This window comes from Krasilnikoviella flava (assembly GCF_900167525.1).
GTDB classification, from domain to species: domain Bacteria; phylum Actinomycetota; class Actinomycetes; order Actinomycetales; family Cellulomonadaceae; genus Isoptericola; species Isoptericola flavus.
The window spans coordinates 578,119-594,365 of record NZ_FUZQ01000001.1 but is presented as its reverse complement, the minus strand read 5'-3'; the positions used below and the strand labels follow the sequence as shown (position 1 = coordinate 594,365).

15 protein-coding genes are annotated in these 16,247 nt (G+C 72.6%); 6 read left to right on the top strand and 9 right to left on the bottom strand.

All coding sequences use genetic code 11. The features are described 5' to 3' along the window. Positions 1–19: 19 nt before the first annotated feature. Positions 20–682: a hypothetical protein gene (locus tag B5Y66_RS02455; protein ID WP_139820677.1), complete on the bottom strand. Its 663-nt coding sequence runs from the start codon at positions 680–682 to the stop codon at positions 20–22. A gap of 87 nt (positions 683–769) precedes the next feature. Here B5Y66_RS02455 and B5Y66_RS02450 point away from each other — a divergent pair, with 87 nt between their 5' ends. The 3 genes from B5Y66_RS02450 to B5Y66_RS02440 all read left to right on the top strand — a co-directional run bounded on the left by B5Y66_RS02450 (position 770) and on the right by B5Y66_RS02440 (position 4,593). Beyond that, entirely contained in the window at positions 770–1,222 is a 453-nt protein-coding gene (locus tag B5Y66_RS02450) for a MarR family winged helix-turn-helix transcriptional regulator (RefSeq protein ID WP_079570468.1), read from the top strand. Positions 1,223–1,322: 100 nt separating this feature from the next. Continuing rightward, positions 1,323–3,026, top strand: a complete 1,704-nt coding sequence (locus tag B5Y66_RS02445) for a hypothetical protein (RefSeq protein WP_079570465.1) — start codon at positions 1,323–1,325, stop codon at positions 3,024–3,026. Between the two features lie 121 nt (positions 3,027–3,147). After that, complete coding sequence (locus B5Y66_RS02440; protein WP_245806875.1) at positions 3,148–4,593, top strand: family 20 glycosylhydrolase; 1,446 nt, start codon at positions 3,148–3,150, stop codon at positions 4,591–4,593. A 71-nt stretch (positions 4,594–4,664) separates the two neighbouring features. Here B5Y66_RS02440 and B5Y66_RS02435 read toward each other — a convergent pair whose 3' ends face one another. Then, entirely contained in the window at positions 4,665–5,669 is a 1,005-nt protein-coding gene (locus B5Y66_RS02435; protein ID WP_079570459.1) for an NAD(P)-dependent alcohol dehydrogenase, read from the bottom strand. Between the two features lie 94 nt (positions 5,670–5,763). Next, entirely contained in the window at positions 5,764–6,504 is a 741-nt protein-coding gene (locus tag B5Y66_RS02430; RefSeq protein WP_079570456.1) for an HAD-IA family hydrolase, read from the bottom strand. A gap of 107 nt (positions 6,505–6,611) precedes the next feature. Between B5Y66_RS02430 and B5Y66_RS02425 the strand changes: the two genes are divergently transcribed. Then, positions 6,612–7,547 (top strand): sugar-binding transcriptional regulator, encoded by a 936-nt coding sequence (locus B5Y66_RS02425; RefSeq protein WP_079570454.1) that lies wholly within the window; start codon positions 6,612–6,614, stop codon positions 7,545–7,547. 51 nt (positions 7,548–7,598) lie between these two features. Here the strand turns inward: B5Y66_RS02425 and B5Y66_RS02420 are convergent, their stop codons facing one another. The 4 genes from B5Y66_RS02420 to B5Y66_RS02405 form a co-directional block, all read right to left on the bottom strand. Beyond that, complete coding sequence (locus B5Y66_RS02420; RefSeq protein ID WP_217700705.1) at positions 7,599–8,309, bottom strand: glycerophosphodiester phosphodiesterase; 711 nt, start codon at positions 8,307–8,309, stop codon at positions 7,599–7,601. A 34-nt stretch (positions 8,310–8,343) separates the two neighbouring features. After that, the gene (locus B5Y66_RS02415; protein ID WP_079570448.1) at positions 8,344–9,687 is read right to left on the bottom strand and encodes an ABC transporter substrate-binding protein; all 1,344 of its coding nucleotides are present in this window, start codon (positions 9,685–9,687) and stop codon (positions 8,344–8,346) included. A gap of 84 nt (positions 9,688–9,771) precedes the next feature. After that, entirely contained in the window at positions 9,772–10,698 is a 927-nt protein-coding gene (locus tag B5Y66_RS02410) for a carbohydrate ABC transporter permease (protein WP_079570445.1), read from the bottom strand. After that, complete coding sequence (locus B5Y66_RS02405) at positions 10,698–11,624, bottom strand: carbohydrate ABC transporter permease (protein ID WP_217700704.1); 927 nt, start codon at positions 11,622–11,624, stop codon at positions 10,698–10,700. Before B5Y66_RS02405 ends, B5Y66_RS02410 begins: the two co-directional genes overlap by 1 nt. Before the next feature lie 220 nt (positions 11,625–11,844). On the opposite strand from B5Y66_RS02405, the gene B5Y66_RS02400 reads away from it, so the two are divergent. Beyond that, complete coding sequence (locus B5Y66_RS02400) at positions 11,845–12,576, top strand: MgtC/SapB family protein (RefSeq protein WP_079570439.1); 732 nt, start codon at positions 11,845–11,847, stop codon at positions 12,574–12,576. A 99-nt stretch (positions 12,577–12,675) separates the two neighbouring features. Here the strand turns inward: B5Y66_RS02400 and B5Y66_RS02395 are convergent, their stop codons facing one another. After that, positions 12,676–14,487 (bottom strand): dolichyl-phosphate-mannose--protein mannosyltransferase, encoded by a 1,812-nt coding sequence (locus B5Y66_RS02395; RefSeq protein ID WP_245806874.1) that lies wholly within the window; start codon positions 14,485–14,487, stop codon positions 12,676–12,678. Between the two features lie 35 nt (positions 14,488–14,522). Between B5Y66_RS02395 and rsmI the strand changes: the two genes are divergently transcribed. Then, on the top strand, positions 14,523–15,416 hold the full coding sequence (gene rsmI, locus B5Y66_RS02390) for a 16S rRNA (cytidine(1402)-2'-O)-methyltransferase (protein ID WP_079570437.1): 894 nt from the start codon (positions 14,523–14,525) through the stop codon (positions 15,414–15,416). A gap of 75 nt (positions 15,417–15,491) precedes the next feature. Here the strand turns inward: rsmI and B5Y66_RS02385 are convergent, their stop codons facing one another. Then, positions 15,492–16,091, bottom strand: coding sequence for an isochorismatase family protein (locus B5Y66_RS02385; protein ID WP_079570435.1), 600 nt, complete (start codon positions 16,089–16,091; stop codon positions 15,492–15,494). Between the last annotated feature and the right edge of the window lie 156 nt (positions 16,092–16,247).

Here is a 16,247-nt window from a genome sequence, read left to right as displayed (position 1 = left end):
GCGGGTGCGACATGCCGGCTCAGGGCGCCGTCGGTGCGGCGACCTCCCACGGGAGTCGCGTGGTCACGGGCTCGGGCGCGGGCAGGGGGGCCGCGCCGGCGCTGCGGGCGAGCGGTCGTGGTGGGGGGCCCAGCCGGAGGACGGACGTGCGGTCGCCGACGCGGACGGCGGCGTACGCGCCCTGGGCGGGGACCTGTTCCGGTACCGGGATCGGGTGCCGCCCCGCGGGGAGGTCCCCGTCCCGGAGGACCACGGCGTGCGGGACAGGGTCGGGCGGGACGGGAACGGCCCAGAGCGCGGTGGCCGTGACACGCGCGGGGCCTCGGAGCGTGACGGTCACGGCGCGGGTCCCGGGATCGTGCTCGACGCCGGGGGCGGAACCTCCGAAGAGCTCCTCCACCTGGGCGGCGAGCAGCCGCGCGACCCCGCCCAGCCCGCTGCGGAGCCGCACCTCCGGGTTGCGGCGTAGCAGCGCGGCCTCCAGGTGCTCCCGCTGCGGGGGCGGCACCTGACCCCCGAGGAGGACGAGGTCGAGGTCGCGGGCGTCGTAGTCCTCGAGCACGCGGTCGAACTGGTTGGTCGCGTTCGCCGCGTACCCGCGGGCCCGCAGCAGCGCGACGGTCTCGGTGAGCGCCCGGGTGCTCCTGCCCACGATCAGCACGCGCTTCGTCCTGTCGGTCATCATCTCTCCTTTGTTGGCAGTACCAAGATTGGTGGCACCAACATACACGGATCGTGGGCCCTGCCAACATCCCGATAGGCTCGGGGCATGCGCGAGCACTCCCGTCCCGAACGCACACCCGACCGGCTCAAGGACCGGCCGACGTGGCTGCTCGGCCGGGCCGCGGCGCGGTCGTCCGCGCTGCTCGCCGCCGCGTTCGCCGGGCGCGGTGACGGCCTGCGCGGGTACCACTACCGGCTGCTCGCCGCGCTCGAGCAGTGGGGGCCCGAGAGCCAGGCCGACCTCGGGCGGGACACCGGCATCGACCGGAGCGACGTCACCGGAGCCCTCCACGAGCTCGAGGCGCAGGGGCTGGTGGAGCGGGAGACCGACCCGGTGAACCGGCGTCGCAAGATCGTGTCGATCACGCCTGCCGGCCGCTCGACGCTCCGGCGCCTCGACGCCGTCCTCGACGAGGTCCAGGACGACCTGCTCGCGCCGCTTTCGGCGACCCAGCGGCGGCAGTACGCGGCGATCATGGCGCGTCTCGCCGACTCGTGACGCGGGGGAGCCGGTCGATCATCGCGAGCTTCCTGCGTGTTCGTGAGGAGCTCATGAAGACCGTCGACCAGCACGTCGGGGATGCGCAAAGATGAGGGGCGTGCCCCTCCGGAACGTCCGATTCGTCCTGCCCGTCGCCGTCCTGTGCGGTGCCCTGGTCCTCACGGGCTGCGCGGGGTCGCCGCCCGACGGGACGGCGGGCCCGTCGACGGGGGCGCCGGCCGTCGCCGTGCGCGACCTGTCGACGCACACGGTCCTCCTCGACGCCGACGACCCCGTCGAGCTCGCGCTGACGACGAGCCAGACGGTGTACGCGCGGTCGGAGGTCGTGGTCCTCGCGGACGCCGACGACGAGGCCGCGCGGGAGGCCCTGGCCGCCACGGCGGTGGCGGTGCACGCCCCGGCGCTGCTGGCCGACACGGAGGGCGCCGGGACGGGCATCGCCGAGGAGCTGGAGCGGCTCGGCGCGCGCGCCGCGGTGGTCGTCACGGGCGAGGAGAGGTCCACCGCGGACGACGACGGGACGGACGCCGGGACCCCGGGCGCGGACGACGGGACCACGGACGCGGACGACGAGCCGGGCGCGGCGTCACGGCGGGTCGCGGACGCCGCGGGCGTCCAGGCGCTGGCCGTCACCCCCGACGTCGTCGAGGGGGAGGACGGTGCGGGGCCGGCGCTCGAGGGCGACGACCTGGAGGACCTCGGCTCCCGGCTCGATGCGATGCTCGGCGACGACCCCGCGGTGTCGGCGTCCGCCCCGGGCGGGGCCGAGAGGGACGGCGCGGACGAGCCGAGGTTGCTGCGCGAGGTGCTCGCGCTGGTCGACCCGACCGACGGGCAGGAGGCCGCCATCGCCTCCCTCCGCGCGGCCGGGGCCGTGACGACCGAGGTGCCGGGCGGAGACCTCGGGACCCGGCACGCCGTGCAGACCGTGGACCGCGCGCAGGCGCTCACGGTGGTGGGGGTGGGGAGCTCGTTCGGCGACGCCGCGACCTTCGCGTGGCGCGTGGCGGCCGCCGAGCGGGCCGCCATGCTCCCCACCGGGTCGCAGCACCTGCTGCCGGCGCGGTACGTGGCCGTGGACGCGACGGTCTGGGACGACCCGGCCGCCGCCGTGGCCCGGGCGCAGGCCGCGGCCGCCGCGTACGTGCCGGTCGACGACACGGCCGCCGAGGGCGAGGACGCCGACGCGCCCGAGGGACCCGTGGTGCCGACGCTCGTGCTGCCGGTCAGCGCCACCGCGGGCGGGCCCGGCGAGGACGGCGACTGGGTGACGCAGGAGGACCTGGACGCCCTGGCGCCCCTGGTCTCCGCGGCACGCGACGCCGGGGTGTACGTGCTGCTCGACGTCGGTGCCGGGCCGGCGCCCGCGGTCGAGCAGGTGCGCGCCGCCGAGGCGCTGCTCCGCACGCCGGGCGTCGGCGTCGCGCTGCACCCCGAGTCCAGGGTGGGGGACGGCACGTCGACCACCTCCCACCAGATGTCCGCCGCGGAGCTGGACGAGGTGACCGCGTACCTGGCCGACCTCGTCTCCCGGGAGGGGCTGCCGCCGAGCCTGCTCGTCGTGCACCAGACGCGGCCCGAGTCGGTGCCCGACCGGTCCCGGCTGCGCCCGGTGCCGCAGGTGGAGGTGGCGGTCCTCGCGGACCTGACCGGGGGTGCGACGACGGGCGAGTGGGTGTGGAACCAGGTGAGCGCCGGGTTGCCCGAGGGTGTGCACCTCGGCTGGTCGGGTCCGGCGTCCGGCGTGGCCGGGTCGCTCGTGCCCACCGACCCGGCTCCCGTGCTGATCGCGACGTCCTGACCGGCGCGCGGCGCCGTTGACAGCGGATCGGCGGATTCGGCAGGATCGCTAACGTAACGTTTCGATCGTCCGTCGGCGCCGACCTCCGGTGCTGTCGACACGCACCTGGAGGCCGATCACCGTGCTGCCCCTGATCCCCTGGCCCACCGTCGTCGAGGGGCAGGACGCCGCGCCGCTCGCCCTGGACGTCGCCCACCTCGTCGCGCCGGACGCCGCCCTGGCGTCCGTGGCCGCCGAGCAGCTGACCGCTGTCGGCGTGCGCGTCGTCACGGACGACGACGCCACCCCGGTCGTGCTGCGCCTCGACGCCGCGGCCGGTCCGCACGGCTCCGACAACCCTGAGCGGTACACGCTGCGCGTCACGATGGCCGGCGTCGAGGCCACCGCGCCGGAGCCGGTCGGCCTGCTGCACGCGGTGCGCACGCTGCGCCAGCTGGTCCCCGTCCCGGGCGACCCGGGCCCGCGCGAGGTGCCCGCCGTCGTCGTGCACGATGCCCCCCGGTACCGCTGGCGCGGGCTGTCGTTCGACGTCGTGCGGCACTGGTTCGGGCCCGACGACATCCGTGCCGTGGTGGACCTGGTCGCCGCGTTCAAGCTGCGGGTGCTGCACCTGCACCTCACCGACGACCAGGGCTGGCGGATCGAGACGCCGTCGCGCCCGGAGCTGGAGAAGGCGTCCGACAGCCAGGTGGGCGGCGGCACGGCCGGCTTCCTCACGGTGGACGACTTCCGTGAGCTGCAGGAGTACGCGGCCACCCGGTTCGTGACGATCGTGCCCGAGTTCGACATGCCGGGGCACATCAACGCGGCCACCCAGGTCTACGGTGCGCTGACGAAGGACGGCCTGCCCACCGAGGCCTACGAAGGCATCGAGGTCGGCTTCTCCCGGCTGTGGTTCGACAACCCCGCCACCGAGCCGTTCCTGCGCGACGTGATCGGGGACGTCGCCGGCATGACCCGCGGCGACTGGGTGCACGTCGGCGGCGACGAGGTGCACACGATGGAGGTCGAGGAGTTCGCGAAGTTCGTCGAGCTCGCCGCCCGTATCGTGCGCGAGCACGGCAAGACGCCGATCTTCTGGCAGGAGGGCGCCCGCGGCCCGGTCGAGCCGGGCACGCTGCTGCAGTACTGGGAGCCCAAGGGCGAGGAGTTCGACCGCTTCGTCGCCGCGGCGCACGCAGGGGCGCGCTTCATCATGTCGCCCGGCGACCACGCCTACCTCGATATGAAGTACACGCCCGAGCACGAGCTAGGCCTGCACTGGGCCGGGTACGTCGAGCTGCGCGACTCCTACGACTGGGAGCCCACCACCGTCATCGACGGCCTGCCCGCCGACTCCGTCGAGGGCGTCGAGGCCGCGGTCTGGACCGAGACGCTCACCACCCGCGACGAGCTGTTCTCCATGCTGCTGCCGCGCCTCGGCGCCGTCGCCGAGGTGGCCTGGACGGCGCCGGAGCGCAAGGACTGGGACGCCTTCCGCGCCCGCACCGCCGCCCAGGCCCCCGCCTGGCGCGCCGGAGGCTGGGCCTTCCACGAGACCCCGCAGGTCGACTGGCCCACCGCCTGAGGGCGCGGGGAGGGGCTTGTCGGGCGGCGCGGCCGGGTCCGGCCCGCCCGCGATGAGCCCCTCCGCCGTGCTCAGACCTGCTGCGGGTAGATGATCGCCTTCATCGAACGGGGGTCGGCTGCCGCGATCTCCAGCGCGGTCGCGGTGTCCTTCAGGGGGAAGGAATGCGTCTGGAGGTCGTCGAGGACCACGCGGCCCGAGGCGACCAGGGAGATGCCGAGCGGCCAGGTGTTCTGGTACCGGTTGACGAGCGCGAGGCTGACCTCCTTCTTGTTGAGGAAGGAGACGGGGAGCTCGACCGGCTGCTTCGGCAGGCCGATCATGGCTGCCCGGCCCGCCTCGCGCAGCCGGTCCATCCCGGCGGCGAGCACACCGGGCGCTCCCGAGCACTCCAGCAGCACGTCGAAGGTGTCCGCTCCGGGCTGGTCGCTCCGCTCCACGGCGAAGCCCAGCCCGCGGGCGAGGTCCAGGCGGAAGTCGGACACGTCGGTGACCGTGACCGAGCGCGCGCCGAGCGCCCGCGCGGACTGCGCCGCGAGCACGCCCACGGGCCCTGCACCGGTCACCAGGACGTCGTCGCCGGGACGCAGCGCGGCGCGCTGGCAGGCCCACAGGCCCACCGAGAGCGGTTCGACCATCGCGGCCTGCTCGTACGTCATCCCCTCAGGGATCGGGAAGAGGGTGCGGGCGTCGAGCGCGACGTACTGCATCAGCGCGCCGTCGTACGGGGGCGTGGCCAGGAACTCGAGGTCCGGGCACAGGTGGTACCGGCCGGCCATGCACTGCGCGCAGCCGCGGCACGGGGTGCCGGGTTCGATCGCGACCCGGTCGCCGACGGCGAGGTCGGTGACGCCGTCGCCGACCTGGACCACCTCGCCGGCCGCCTCGTGGCCGAGGACGATGTCTCCGTCGACCACCCAGTCGCCGATGCGTCCGTGCCGGTAGTAGGTGGTGTCGGAGCCGCACACGCCGACCGCGTGCACCTTGACCACAGCCGTTCCTGGGGCGGCCTGCGGCATCGGCCTCTCCTGCAGCTCGATGTGGCCGATCTCGGTCATCACGGCAGCGATGTTCATGTCGTTCGCCTCGTTTCGTGGGTGGGGGCGGGTGGGCTCGGTGCAGGCCGATCAGGGCTTCGTCGCCGTGGGGAGGGAGACGTCGTAGGCCCGCTCATCCGGGCGTGGACCTCACTCGGAGCCGGTCGCCTTCTGGGCGCACGCGCATCGCCTCGAGGGAGGGCACGACGAGGTGTGCGTGCGGGGCGAGCTCGTCACGGCTGAACGTGCCCACGACGCCGACGGCCAGGCAGCCGGCGGCATGGGCGGACCTCAGGCCGGCGATCGTGTCCTCCAGCGCGATCACGGGGCCGTCGCAGCCGCGGTGTCGCAGCTCCTGGAGGCCCTTCGCGAACGGTTCGGGCGCGGGCTTTCCTGTGACCACGTCGTCCCCCGTCACCAGGAACGTCGGGAAGGGCAGGCGGGTGGCGCCGAACCGTGCCCGGGCGACCGGACGTGCGGCCGAGGTGACGATGCCCCACCGTGACGTGGGCAGCGAGGCGATGAGCTCCGGCACCCCCGGCAGCGGATCCAGCAGCTGCCCGTCGCGTGACTCGATCTCGGTGAGCCGGTCCTCCGCCCGGCGGCGGTCGTCGGCAGGGATGCCGAAGGCCGTGACGACCGCCTGCACGGTGAGGCCGTGCGACCCGATGGTCAGCATCGGCACGCCGAACTCGGACGCCAGGATGCGCCAGGCCTCCTCGACCGCCGGGACCGAGTCGACCAGGGTGCCGTCCATGTCGGACAGCACGCCCCCGATCTCGATCTCCCGCCCGGCGGCCAGGTCGGCGGCGAGGACGTCCCGCGTGTCCGTGGGCGGTCGGCCCGTCGTGCTGTGCATGAGGTCGATCTCCATTCCGAGAGCCGTCGCCGCCCCGGTGCCGGGAGGCCGACTTCTCGTGCTCGTCTTCGGTGTCCGAGCAACCTAGGACGGATGCTCTTACGTTGCCTTAGCATGCTCGTATGAGCAGACCGCTCCCCATTGATCAGCAGGTCCTCCACACGTACGTCGCCATGCAGAACCTTGCTCACGGCCGCGCGATCAACGACATCGCCGAGGAGATCGGCAGGTCGCGGTTCGCCACGGCCCGCATGGTGAGGCGCGCGCGGGAGCTGGACCTCATCGAGGTGAGGGCGAAGTTCCCCGACCCCGTGGACGTCGACCTCTCGGCGCGGCTGGTGCAGCGGTACGGGCTGCGCTCGGCGCTCGTCGTGGCGGCGCCCTCCACGAGCATGTCCGAGGCGCGGGAGGCGATCGCCCGGATCACCGCGCGCTACATCGCGGACGACCTCGAGGAGGACGACGTGGTGGGGATCGCACCGGGGCGAACCCTTGTGCTCGCGTCACGTCTCGTCCCGGAGCTGCCCTCGGCCGACATCGTCCAGCTCACCGGCGTGGGCGCTCCGCGGCTGGAGGACGGCGTCGAGGTGATCTCGAACATGGGCCGTGCGAGCGGCGGCGCGACCTACCCCCTGTACCTGCCGGTGCTGCTCATGAAGGACCCGAAGGCGCGGATGTTCCTCCAGCACCCGTCCATCCAGCGGACGCTGCGCCGGATGGACCACCTCGGGAAGGCCTACCTGACGATCGGCGGCTGGCCCGGGGCGTCGCTGCTGGCGCAACAGCTGACGGATCTCGGCGAGCGCGACGCCTTCGAGAAGAAGGGGGTCGTCGCGGAGATCGGGACGGCGCTGCTCGACCGCGACGGCAGCTCGGTGTCGGGACTGGAGGAGCGGTTGGTCGGGATCTCCGAGGAGAGCCTCCGCCGGGTGCCCACCCGCGTCGGCATCGGTGGGGGCGCGGGCAAGGAGCGTGCGGTCATCGCCACCCTGCGGTCCGGGATCTGCCACGTCCTCATCACGGACGTGCGCTGCGCGCAGGCGGCGCTCGAGGCGTGACCGCTGCGGCTCGACGACCGCAGCGGTCACGCCCCAGCGGGGCGGGTCGGTTCAGGCCCGCGCCGTCTGCTCGGCGCTCACCTGCTCGTACCAGGTCCGCGCGAGCTCCGGATCGTCGGAGGTCGTGCCGTCCGCACCCAGCTCGACGGCCCGTCGCATGTCGTCGGTCGTGCGCATCGGCCAGACATGGAGCTCGAGGCCGAGCTCGTGCACGGAGTCGACGATCTCGGGGGTGAGCCCCTCGAGACCGCAGGCGAAGCGCGTGGAGCGGGTGTGGTCCAGCAACGCCCTCCAGCCGCCCTCGAACCGCTCGGCGACGGCGATCGACGTCACGATGATGCACCGGCCGATCGTCGGCATCAGCTCCGCGGCGTGCCGGAGGGCGTCGGGGTCGAAGCCGGTGAGGATCGTGCGTCCGGCGTCGTCAGGGTGCGTCGAGAAGTACGAGGCGAGGTGGGGCACCGTCGCCGGGTCCTTGATCTCCAGCTGGATGAAGGTGCGCGTCGCGGCGTACATCTCGGCGAGCGTGACGACGCCCCGGCCGGAGTCGAGCCGGGCCGCCTGCAGTTGGGCGAGGGTCAGCTCCGCCGCCGGGCCGAGACCGCGGGCGGAGTCGTCCCCCGCGGTGCGGTCGAGGGTGGCGTCGTGCAGCAGGAAGAGCTCCTCGTCCTTGCTCAGGCGCACGTCGAGCTCGATCTCGTCCACGCCGACCTGCTCGGCGAGGGCGTACGACTCGAGGCTGTTCTCGGGCTTGTGGGTCATCGCGCCGCGATGACCGACGATCGACAGTGGCATCTCAGTTCACTCGTTCCTCGAATTGGGGGCGGATCCGGTCGATCGACAGCTCCAGGTTGGACGCCATCGTCGAGAGGCTGGACTCGGGGTCGGCGCCGCCGGAGTACACGGCCTGGATGGCGTTCTTCGCCTCGGGCAGGCACTCCGGCACGTAGCGGCGGACGATGTCGGGGCCCTGGGCCGTCGCGAGCTGGTCGATCGCGACCTGGTAGTTCTGGTTCTCCGCGGCGCGCCGACGGATCTCGTCGGACTCCTTCGCCACCGTGGTGGTCGGCATGTAGCCGGTGCCGACCGTCCAGTCGACGGAGGCGTCACCGGAGGTGAGGAACTTGATCACCTCCCACGCCGCCTTCTTCCGCTCGTCCGAGGCGTAGCGGAGGACGGCCAGACCGCCGCCGCCGGTCGGCACACCGGTCGTGGCCTGCCCGGGCAGGAAGCCGCACCCGACCTCGAACTCGGCGGCCTCGGTGACGCTGGTGAGGGCTCCCGTGGACTCCAGGATCGTCGCCGTCGTCCCCGCGACGAAGTCTCCGGACGGGTCGTTCGAGAGATACCCGGCGCCGTCGTCGTGGATGAAGGCGCGGTCGAACTCCAGCGCCGCCACGGTGGCGTCCGAGGTGAGCCGCATGTCCAGGCCGTCCGAGTAGCCGCCGCCGAACGCCCAGGTCGATCCCTGGAAGTACCAGTCGTCGCCGCCGGTGTAGGCGCGCATCGACACGGCGTGGCCGTCGGCCGAGTAGCCGGCCAGCTCCTTGCCCCATTCCCGGTACTCGTCGTAGGTCTTCGGTGCGCGGTCGGGGAGGCCGACGTCGGCGAAGAGGTCGCGGTTGTAGTAGAAGAGCGGGGTCGAGCGCCCGAACGGCAGCCACCAGACGTCGTCCTTGACGGTCCCCTCGGCGAGGAATCGCTCGTCGAACGCGTCCGTGCCGAAGCTGTCGTCGAAGTATCCGGTGAGGGGCTCGAGGGCGTCGGCGAGGTAGAAGCGGTTCCAGACGACGTCGCTCAGCACCGAGATGTCGGGGACCTGCCGGGCCTGCAGGCTCGCTGCGAGCTTCGCCTCGACCTTGTCGTAGCCCTCGAAGATCTGGATCTCGCAGAAGATGTCGCTCTGCGCCTCGTGGAAGGCGTCGATGTTCCGTTGCAGCACCTCGGCGTTGTGGGACGTCCAGTTGCTCCACAGCACGACGCGCAACCGGTCCGCGAACTTGGCCGGCACGTCACCGCTGGGTTGCTCCATGACGGCGCCTGGGCCCCGTCCGGCGCCGAAGCATCCGGCCAGGACGGGTGCGGTGGCGGCCATCATGCCCGCGGCGAGCACCTGCCGACGGGTGAGCCCGCGAAGCATGCTTCTGTTCCCTCCTGTGTGAGGGCGTCTCTGGGCGTGCATGATCTCCTTCGATCGTCAGGGGATGGGGAGCGCGTCCAGGGTTCAGCGGCCGCTTCCGGCGGCGGCGCCGGTGAGCCCCGTGACGATGTAGCGCTGGGCGAAGAGGAAGACGAGCAGCATCGGGAGCACGACGATGAGCGTCCCCGACATGAGCACGCCCCACGAGACCATGCCGTCGTTGGCCTTGAGGTACATGAGGCCGATGGGCAGCGTGCGCATGTTGACGGAGTTGGTGATGATCAACGGCCAGACGAAGCTGTTCCACTCGTCGATCACCGCGACGAGGGCCACCGTCGCGATGGCGGGGACCGACATCGGCAGCACCATCGAGCCGAGCTTGCGGAGGTGCCCCGCCCCGTCGACCTCGGCGGCCTCGAACACCTCCGTCGGCAGCGACATGAAGTGCTGGCGCAGGAGGAAGGTGCCGAACGCCGAACCGACGCCGGGCAGGATGATGCCGGCGTACGTGTTGATCAGGCCCATGTTGCCGATGGTGATGTAGTTGACCAGGAGGGTCACGTGCCCCGGGACCATGAGGGCACCGAGCATCACGAGGAACAGGACGTTCTTGCCGGGGAACGGCAGGAAGGCGAAGGCGTAGGCCGTGAAGACGGCGAGCACGACCTTGGCGACCGCCCCGACGACCGTGACGATCACCGAGTTCTTGATGAACGCGCCGAACGGTGCGAGCTGCCAGGCGGTCGTGAGGTTGTCCCGGGTGAGGTCGGTGGGAAGGACCTTCGGGGGCCAGGTATAGATGTCGGAGTTCGTCTTGAACGCGGTCGTCACGAGGATGAAGAGCGGGACGACGAACACGAGGGCTGCGGCGGCGAGCAGGAGGATCCCCCACCAGTGGTGGCGGAGGTTCCCGAGGCGCCGGGCGCCGTTCGTCGGCTGCTGCCGTGCGGTGCGGGCCTGCACGGTGCCCTCGTCCCGGGAGGCGGTCGGCCGCGTGGTCGTGGCGGGCATCAGTAGTGCACCTTCCTCTCGACGTACCGGAACTGCAGCATGGTGATGACCATCAGGATCACGAACATCACGGTTCCCGCGGCGGCCGAGTAGCCCACGTTGGAGCGCTGGAAGGCCTGCTCGTAGATGAACCAGCTCAGCGTCGTGGTCGCGGAGGCCGGTCCGCCGCCGGTCATGATGGCGATGATGTCGAAGGCCTGGAAAGCGGCGATCGTCTGCGTGATCACCAGGAAGAAGGTGGTCGGCGACAGCAGCGGCAGGACGATCCGGGTGAAGAGCCGCCAACGGTTCGCGCCGTCCAGGCGCGCGGCCTCGAGCACCTCCGAGGGCAACCCCTGCATCCCGGCCAGATAGACGATCGCCACGAAGCCCACCCCCTTCCAGATCGAGACGATGAGCAGGGCGGGCAGGGCCCAGCTCGCGTCGGTCGTCCAGCTGGGCGAGGTCAGCCCCACGGCTTCGAACAGGGTGCGGGCGAGGCCGTAGTTCGGGTCGAAGATGAACAGCCACACCGCGCCGATCGCTGCCCCGGCGATGACGTGCGGGGCGAAGACGATCCCCGTGACGGCAGCCGTCCCGGGGAGCTTCATCGAGAAGAGCGAGGCGAGCGCGATCCCGAGGACGAGGCTCGCGCCGACGACCACGACGACCCACGTCACCGTGGTCACCATGACGTCGAGGAACGTGGACGACGTGAACAGCTGGGCGTAGTTGCTGAGCCCGATGAAGATCGGCTCCGGCGAGATGAAGTCCCAGTTGGTGAGGCTGAGGTAGAGGTTCTCGAGCACCGGCCAGTAGGCGAAGACCGCGATCAGGGCCAGGTTGGGAAAGGCGAACAGCGCGAAGAGTGCGGCCCCCCTGCGCTGTCGGCGCTGATGAAGGACCGAGTGCCTGCGTGGTGGGCTGGGGTGGGGGGTCCTCTGCACGCCGACGTGTTCTTCGGCCACGGTCGCCATCGCTCGCCGTCCTTTCTCCCGGGTGCCTCTTTGCGTTCGGGCGCCCGACTGCTGTGTCGGAAGCCGCCAAGGTAGCCGCGGCTCTCTCGGGTCCGGCACGGGCGCTCGAATGAGCACAGGCGGCCCGCATCCGAGCGGAGGGTGAAGGGTGGGATCGCGGAAGGGCTGCAGCCGGTGGAGGTGATCGCGCATCGAACCGTTCGTCGGGATCGTCACCGGCACCAGCCTCGTCGAGGCCGAGCTGCTCCTGGCGACCTTCGTGCTGTGCTCCCTCATCGGGGTCGAGCGTCAGCTCCGCCAGAAGGCCGCCGGGTACCGCACCCATGTGCTGGTCGGGCTCGGGTCCTGCGCCTTCACGCTGGTCTCCGCCTACGGCTTCTCCGCCGTGCTCGGCAGCGACGTCAATCTCGACCCCTCGCGCATCGCCGCCCAGATCGTCTCCGGGATCGGCTTCCTGGGTGCCGGCGTGATCTTCAAGGGGCGCAGCGTCGTCCGGGGGCTGACCACGGCGGCCACGATCTGGGTCGCTGCGGCCGTGGGCATGGCCTGCGGTGCCGGGATGCTCTCGCTGGCGATCGCCCTGACCGCGGTCCACCTCGCGACCCTGTTCGTCGTGGCCCCCCTGGTCCGCAGGCTGCCCGACCCTGACCGCAAGCGCACGCTGCGAATCACCTACGCCGACGGTGCCGGTGTGCTCCGCGACGTCCTGTCCGTCGCCACGTCCTCCGGCTTCACGAGCTCGATCGAGCGCAGCCGGCGGATCGCCGCCGGCGGGCGGCGTTTCGTCGTCATGGACATCCGGTTCCACGGCAGCCCACCGGTGCGCGACCTCGTCCCGCAGCTCGTCGAGGTCCGGGGCGTCGACCGGGTGGCCCTCCGGCACGACACCACCGACCTCGACGACGACGTCGACCGCGCCTGAGCGCGCCCGCGAACCACGAGATCGACGAGGTGGAGCACGTTGGCCTCGGGGGGCGTGGAGCGTCCTCGCCCGCGGCGACGTCGTGCGGGCCGAGGCGGCCTAGATCCAGGACTCCAGCCGCATGACGTTCTGCCAGTACGGGTACGGCACCTGCATGCCCGTCCAGAGCGGGTAGAAGACCGCCGACACGGCGAGGATCACGACCAGGACCGCGACGATCGCCGCGACGACCCGGCCGCGCGCGCCCGGCCGCCCCTCGGTGCGTTCCAGCGCCACCACCAGGGGGTAGACGAGCGTGAGCACCACGAACGGCGTGAAGACGATCGAGTAGAACGTGAAGATCGTCCGGTCGCTGAACGGCGGCGCGTAGGCGAACCACGGAAGCCACCCGGCCGCCGTGCCGCTGAGCACGGCGAGCGCACGCCAGTCGCGCAGCCGGATCCCCAGCCAGATCGTCGCGACGATCGCGAACGCGGCGAGCAGCCACAGCAGCGGGTTGCCCAGGGACGTGACGGCGCGGGCGCAGGCGTCGGCGGCGTCGGCGGGACAGGTGCCCTGACCGGGCGCCTCCTTCTCCCAGAAGAACGACGTCGGCCGCCACTGCACGATCCAGCCCAGCGGGTGCGACGCGTAGGGGTGGTCGGAGGAGAGCCCCGTGTGGAAGTCCCACATCTGCCGGTGGTACTCGAGCAGGCTGCGCAGCGGGTCGGGCAGCCAGGTGACGCCCTCGCCGGGATGCTCGACCGCCCACTGCCGCAGGTACGCGCCCTGGTTCGCGAACCACGACCACCACGACGCGAGGTACACGACGAACGCGGTGGGCACGATCGTGAGGAACGCGGGCACGGCGTCGACGACGAGCGAGTCCTCCCACCAGCGTCCGACACCGGCCGCCCGGCGGGCCGTGAGGTCCCACAGGACGGTGAGGATGCCGAAGACGGCGACGAACCACAGCCCGGACCACTTGGTGCCGCAGGCGAGGCCGAGGCTGACACCCGCGGCGAGGCGCCACCAGCGGAAGCCGAGCCGCGGGCCGTAGCGCGCCACGGTGCCGCCGGCGTCGAGGATCTCCGCGACCCTGCCGGCGAGCCGTCGTCGGGCCTGCTCCCGGTCCATGACCAGGCAGCCGAACGCCACCAGCACCCAGAGCATGAGGAACTGGTCGAGCAGGGCCGTGCGCGAGTGCACGATCGCCTCGCCGTCGACGGCGAGCAGCAGCCCCGCGACGATCCCCATCGTGGACGACGCGAACAGCCGCCGCGCGATCCGGATCAGGAGGAAGACGGCGAGGATGCCCACCACCGCGCTGGCCAGACGCCACGCGAAGGAGCTCGTCGCGCCGCCGCCGGCCTCCATGCCGAGCCAGATCATCCACTTGCCGACGGGCGGATGGACGACGTACGCCGCCTTGTCGAGGTAGGTGAGGACGTCGCCGGCCTCGAACGCCGGGTTCGGCTCGTCGGGCCACTGCGCCTCGAAGCCGAGCCGGCCGAGCGTGAACGCGTCCTTGACGTAGTAGGTCTCGTCGAACACGAGCTTGTGCGGCTGGCCCAGCTGCCACAACCGGGCCGCCGCGGCCAGCAGCGTGACCACGATCGTGCCGAACCACCCCCAGAACCGGTCCCGGCGGCGCAGGTCGAGTCGCACCCGCCGGACGCCGAGCAGCCGCTCGAGCAGTCGCGCCTGCGTGGTGCGGCCGTCACCGTCGCGGGGCGTCGGCGGGAGCTCGGGCGTCGGGCTGCCCGGGAACGCCGGCGGCGGCGCCGCCCCGTCGTGCGCGGCCTGGGCGCGGGCCCCGCCGCCCGGCAGTGCGGACGAGTCGTCGTCCGCACGGTGGCGGGCGTGGCTCGGCGGCGTGCCCGCGGGCGCGGGATCGCCGGTGGTGGTGGCGTCGGCGTCGGGGGCGGTCACCGGGTCATCGTAGGGGCCGTGCGACGCTGGTCACCATGACCTCCGAGCCTTCCGCCGCACCCCGTCCCGCCCCGCACGCCGAGGCCGGTGCGGTCGTGCTCGCGGCGACGCCCATCGGGAACACGGAGGACGCGTCGCCGCGGCTGCGCCGGCTGCTCGCGGAGGCGGACGTCGTCGCGGCCGAGGACACGCGCCGCCTGCACGCGCTGGCCGCGCGCCTGGGGGTGACGGTGGCCGGTCGCGTGACGTCGTACCACGAGCACAACGAGGAGGCGCGCGCCGACGAGCTGCTCGACGTCGTCGCCGACGGCGGCACCGTGCTGGTGGTGTCCGACGCCGGCATGCCCGCCGTGTCCGACCCGGGCTACCGCGTCGTGGCCCGCGCCGTCGAGCGGGACCTGCGCGTGACCGCGGCGCCCGGGCCCTCGGCGGTGCTCACCGCGATCGCGCTCTCCGGGCTGCCGACCGACCGCTTCACGTTCGAGGGGTTCGCGCCGCGCAAGGCGGGGGAGCGGTCGCGCTGGCTGGGGGCGCTCGCCGCAGAGCCGCGCACGATGGTGTTCTTCGAGGCGCCGCACCGGATCGCGGAGACCCTGCGCGCGATGGCGGAGGCGTTCGGCGCCGACCGGCCCGCCGCCGTCTGCCGCGAGCTCACCAAGACGTACGAGGAGGTGCTGCGCGGCCCGCTCGCGGACGTCCTCGCGGAGGTCGACGCCCGTGCTGCCGACGGCGACGGTCTGCGCGGCGAGATCTGCGTCGTCGTCGGGGGTGCGCCGGCCGGGGCGGCGCCCCGCGTCGAGGACCTGGTGCCCGAGGTGCTGGCCCGCGTCGAGGCGGGCGAGCGGCTCAAGTCCGCCGTCGCGGACGTCGCGACCGCCGCGGGCGTGCCCAAGCGCGACCTCTATGCCGCGGCCCTCGCCGCCAAGTAGGCGTGTCCTGCCGAGATAGAGCGCACGCCGCGCCGAGATCGTGGTCCGGTCCTCGATCTCGGCGCGGCGCGCGCTCTATCTCGCGACCGAGGGGACCAGCTCGACGCCCGCAGCAGTGAGCTCGGCGCGGGCCTGCTCGCCCTGCTCGGGGGTGACGGGGATGGTGAGGTCGGTGAGGACGCGCGTCTCGAGCCCGAGCCCGACGGCGTCGAGCGCGGTGCGCTTCACGCAGTGCGACTCGACCAGGCCGACGACGTCGACGGCCTCGACGCGGGCGTCGCGCAAGGCCTGCTCCAGGGTGCGGCCGTCGGCGTCCGTGCCCTCGAAGCCCGAGTAGCCATGGGCGTACTGGCCTTTCTTCACGGAGACGTCGGGGCGCAGGTCGGCGAGGGCGGGGTGCAACGCGGCGTTCGGGGTGTCGGCGATGCCGTGCGGCGGCCACGAGCCGACGAAGTCGGGGTGGTCGCTGAAGTGCTCACCGGGGTCGATGTGCCAGTCCTGCGTGGTCACGACGATCTCGTACCGGTCGCGGTGCGCGGCGGCGTAGGCCGCGACGTCCTCGGCGACCTGGTTCCCGCCGTCGACGGCGAGCTCGCCGCCCTCGCAGAACGTGGGCTGGACGTCGACGACGATCAGGGCGCGCACGGACGGCGCGGCGCTCGCGGCAGCACTCATGGTGGCCAGCCTGCCACGGCGCGCGGCGGCTCAGGGTCCGCCGCCGCCGCCGTCGAAGAATCCACCACCGTCCATGTAGCCCATGCCGAACGTGTCCGCCGAGCGGCGGTGGCGCATGTCCATCTTGTCGGGCTCGAGCCGCGGGTCCTCCGCCCA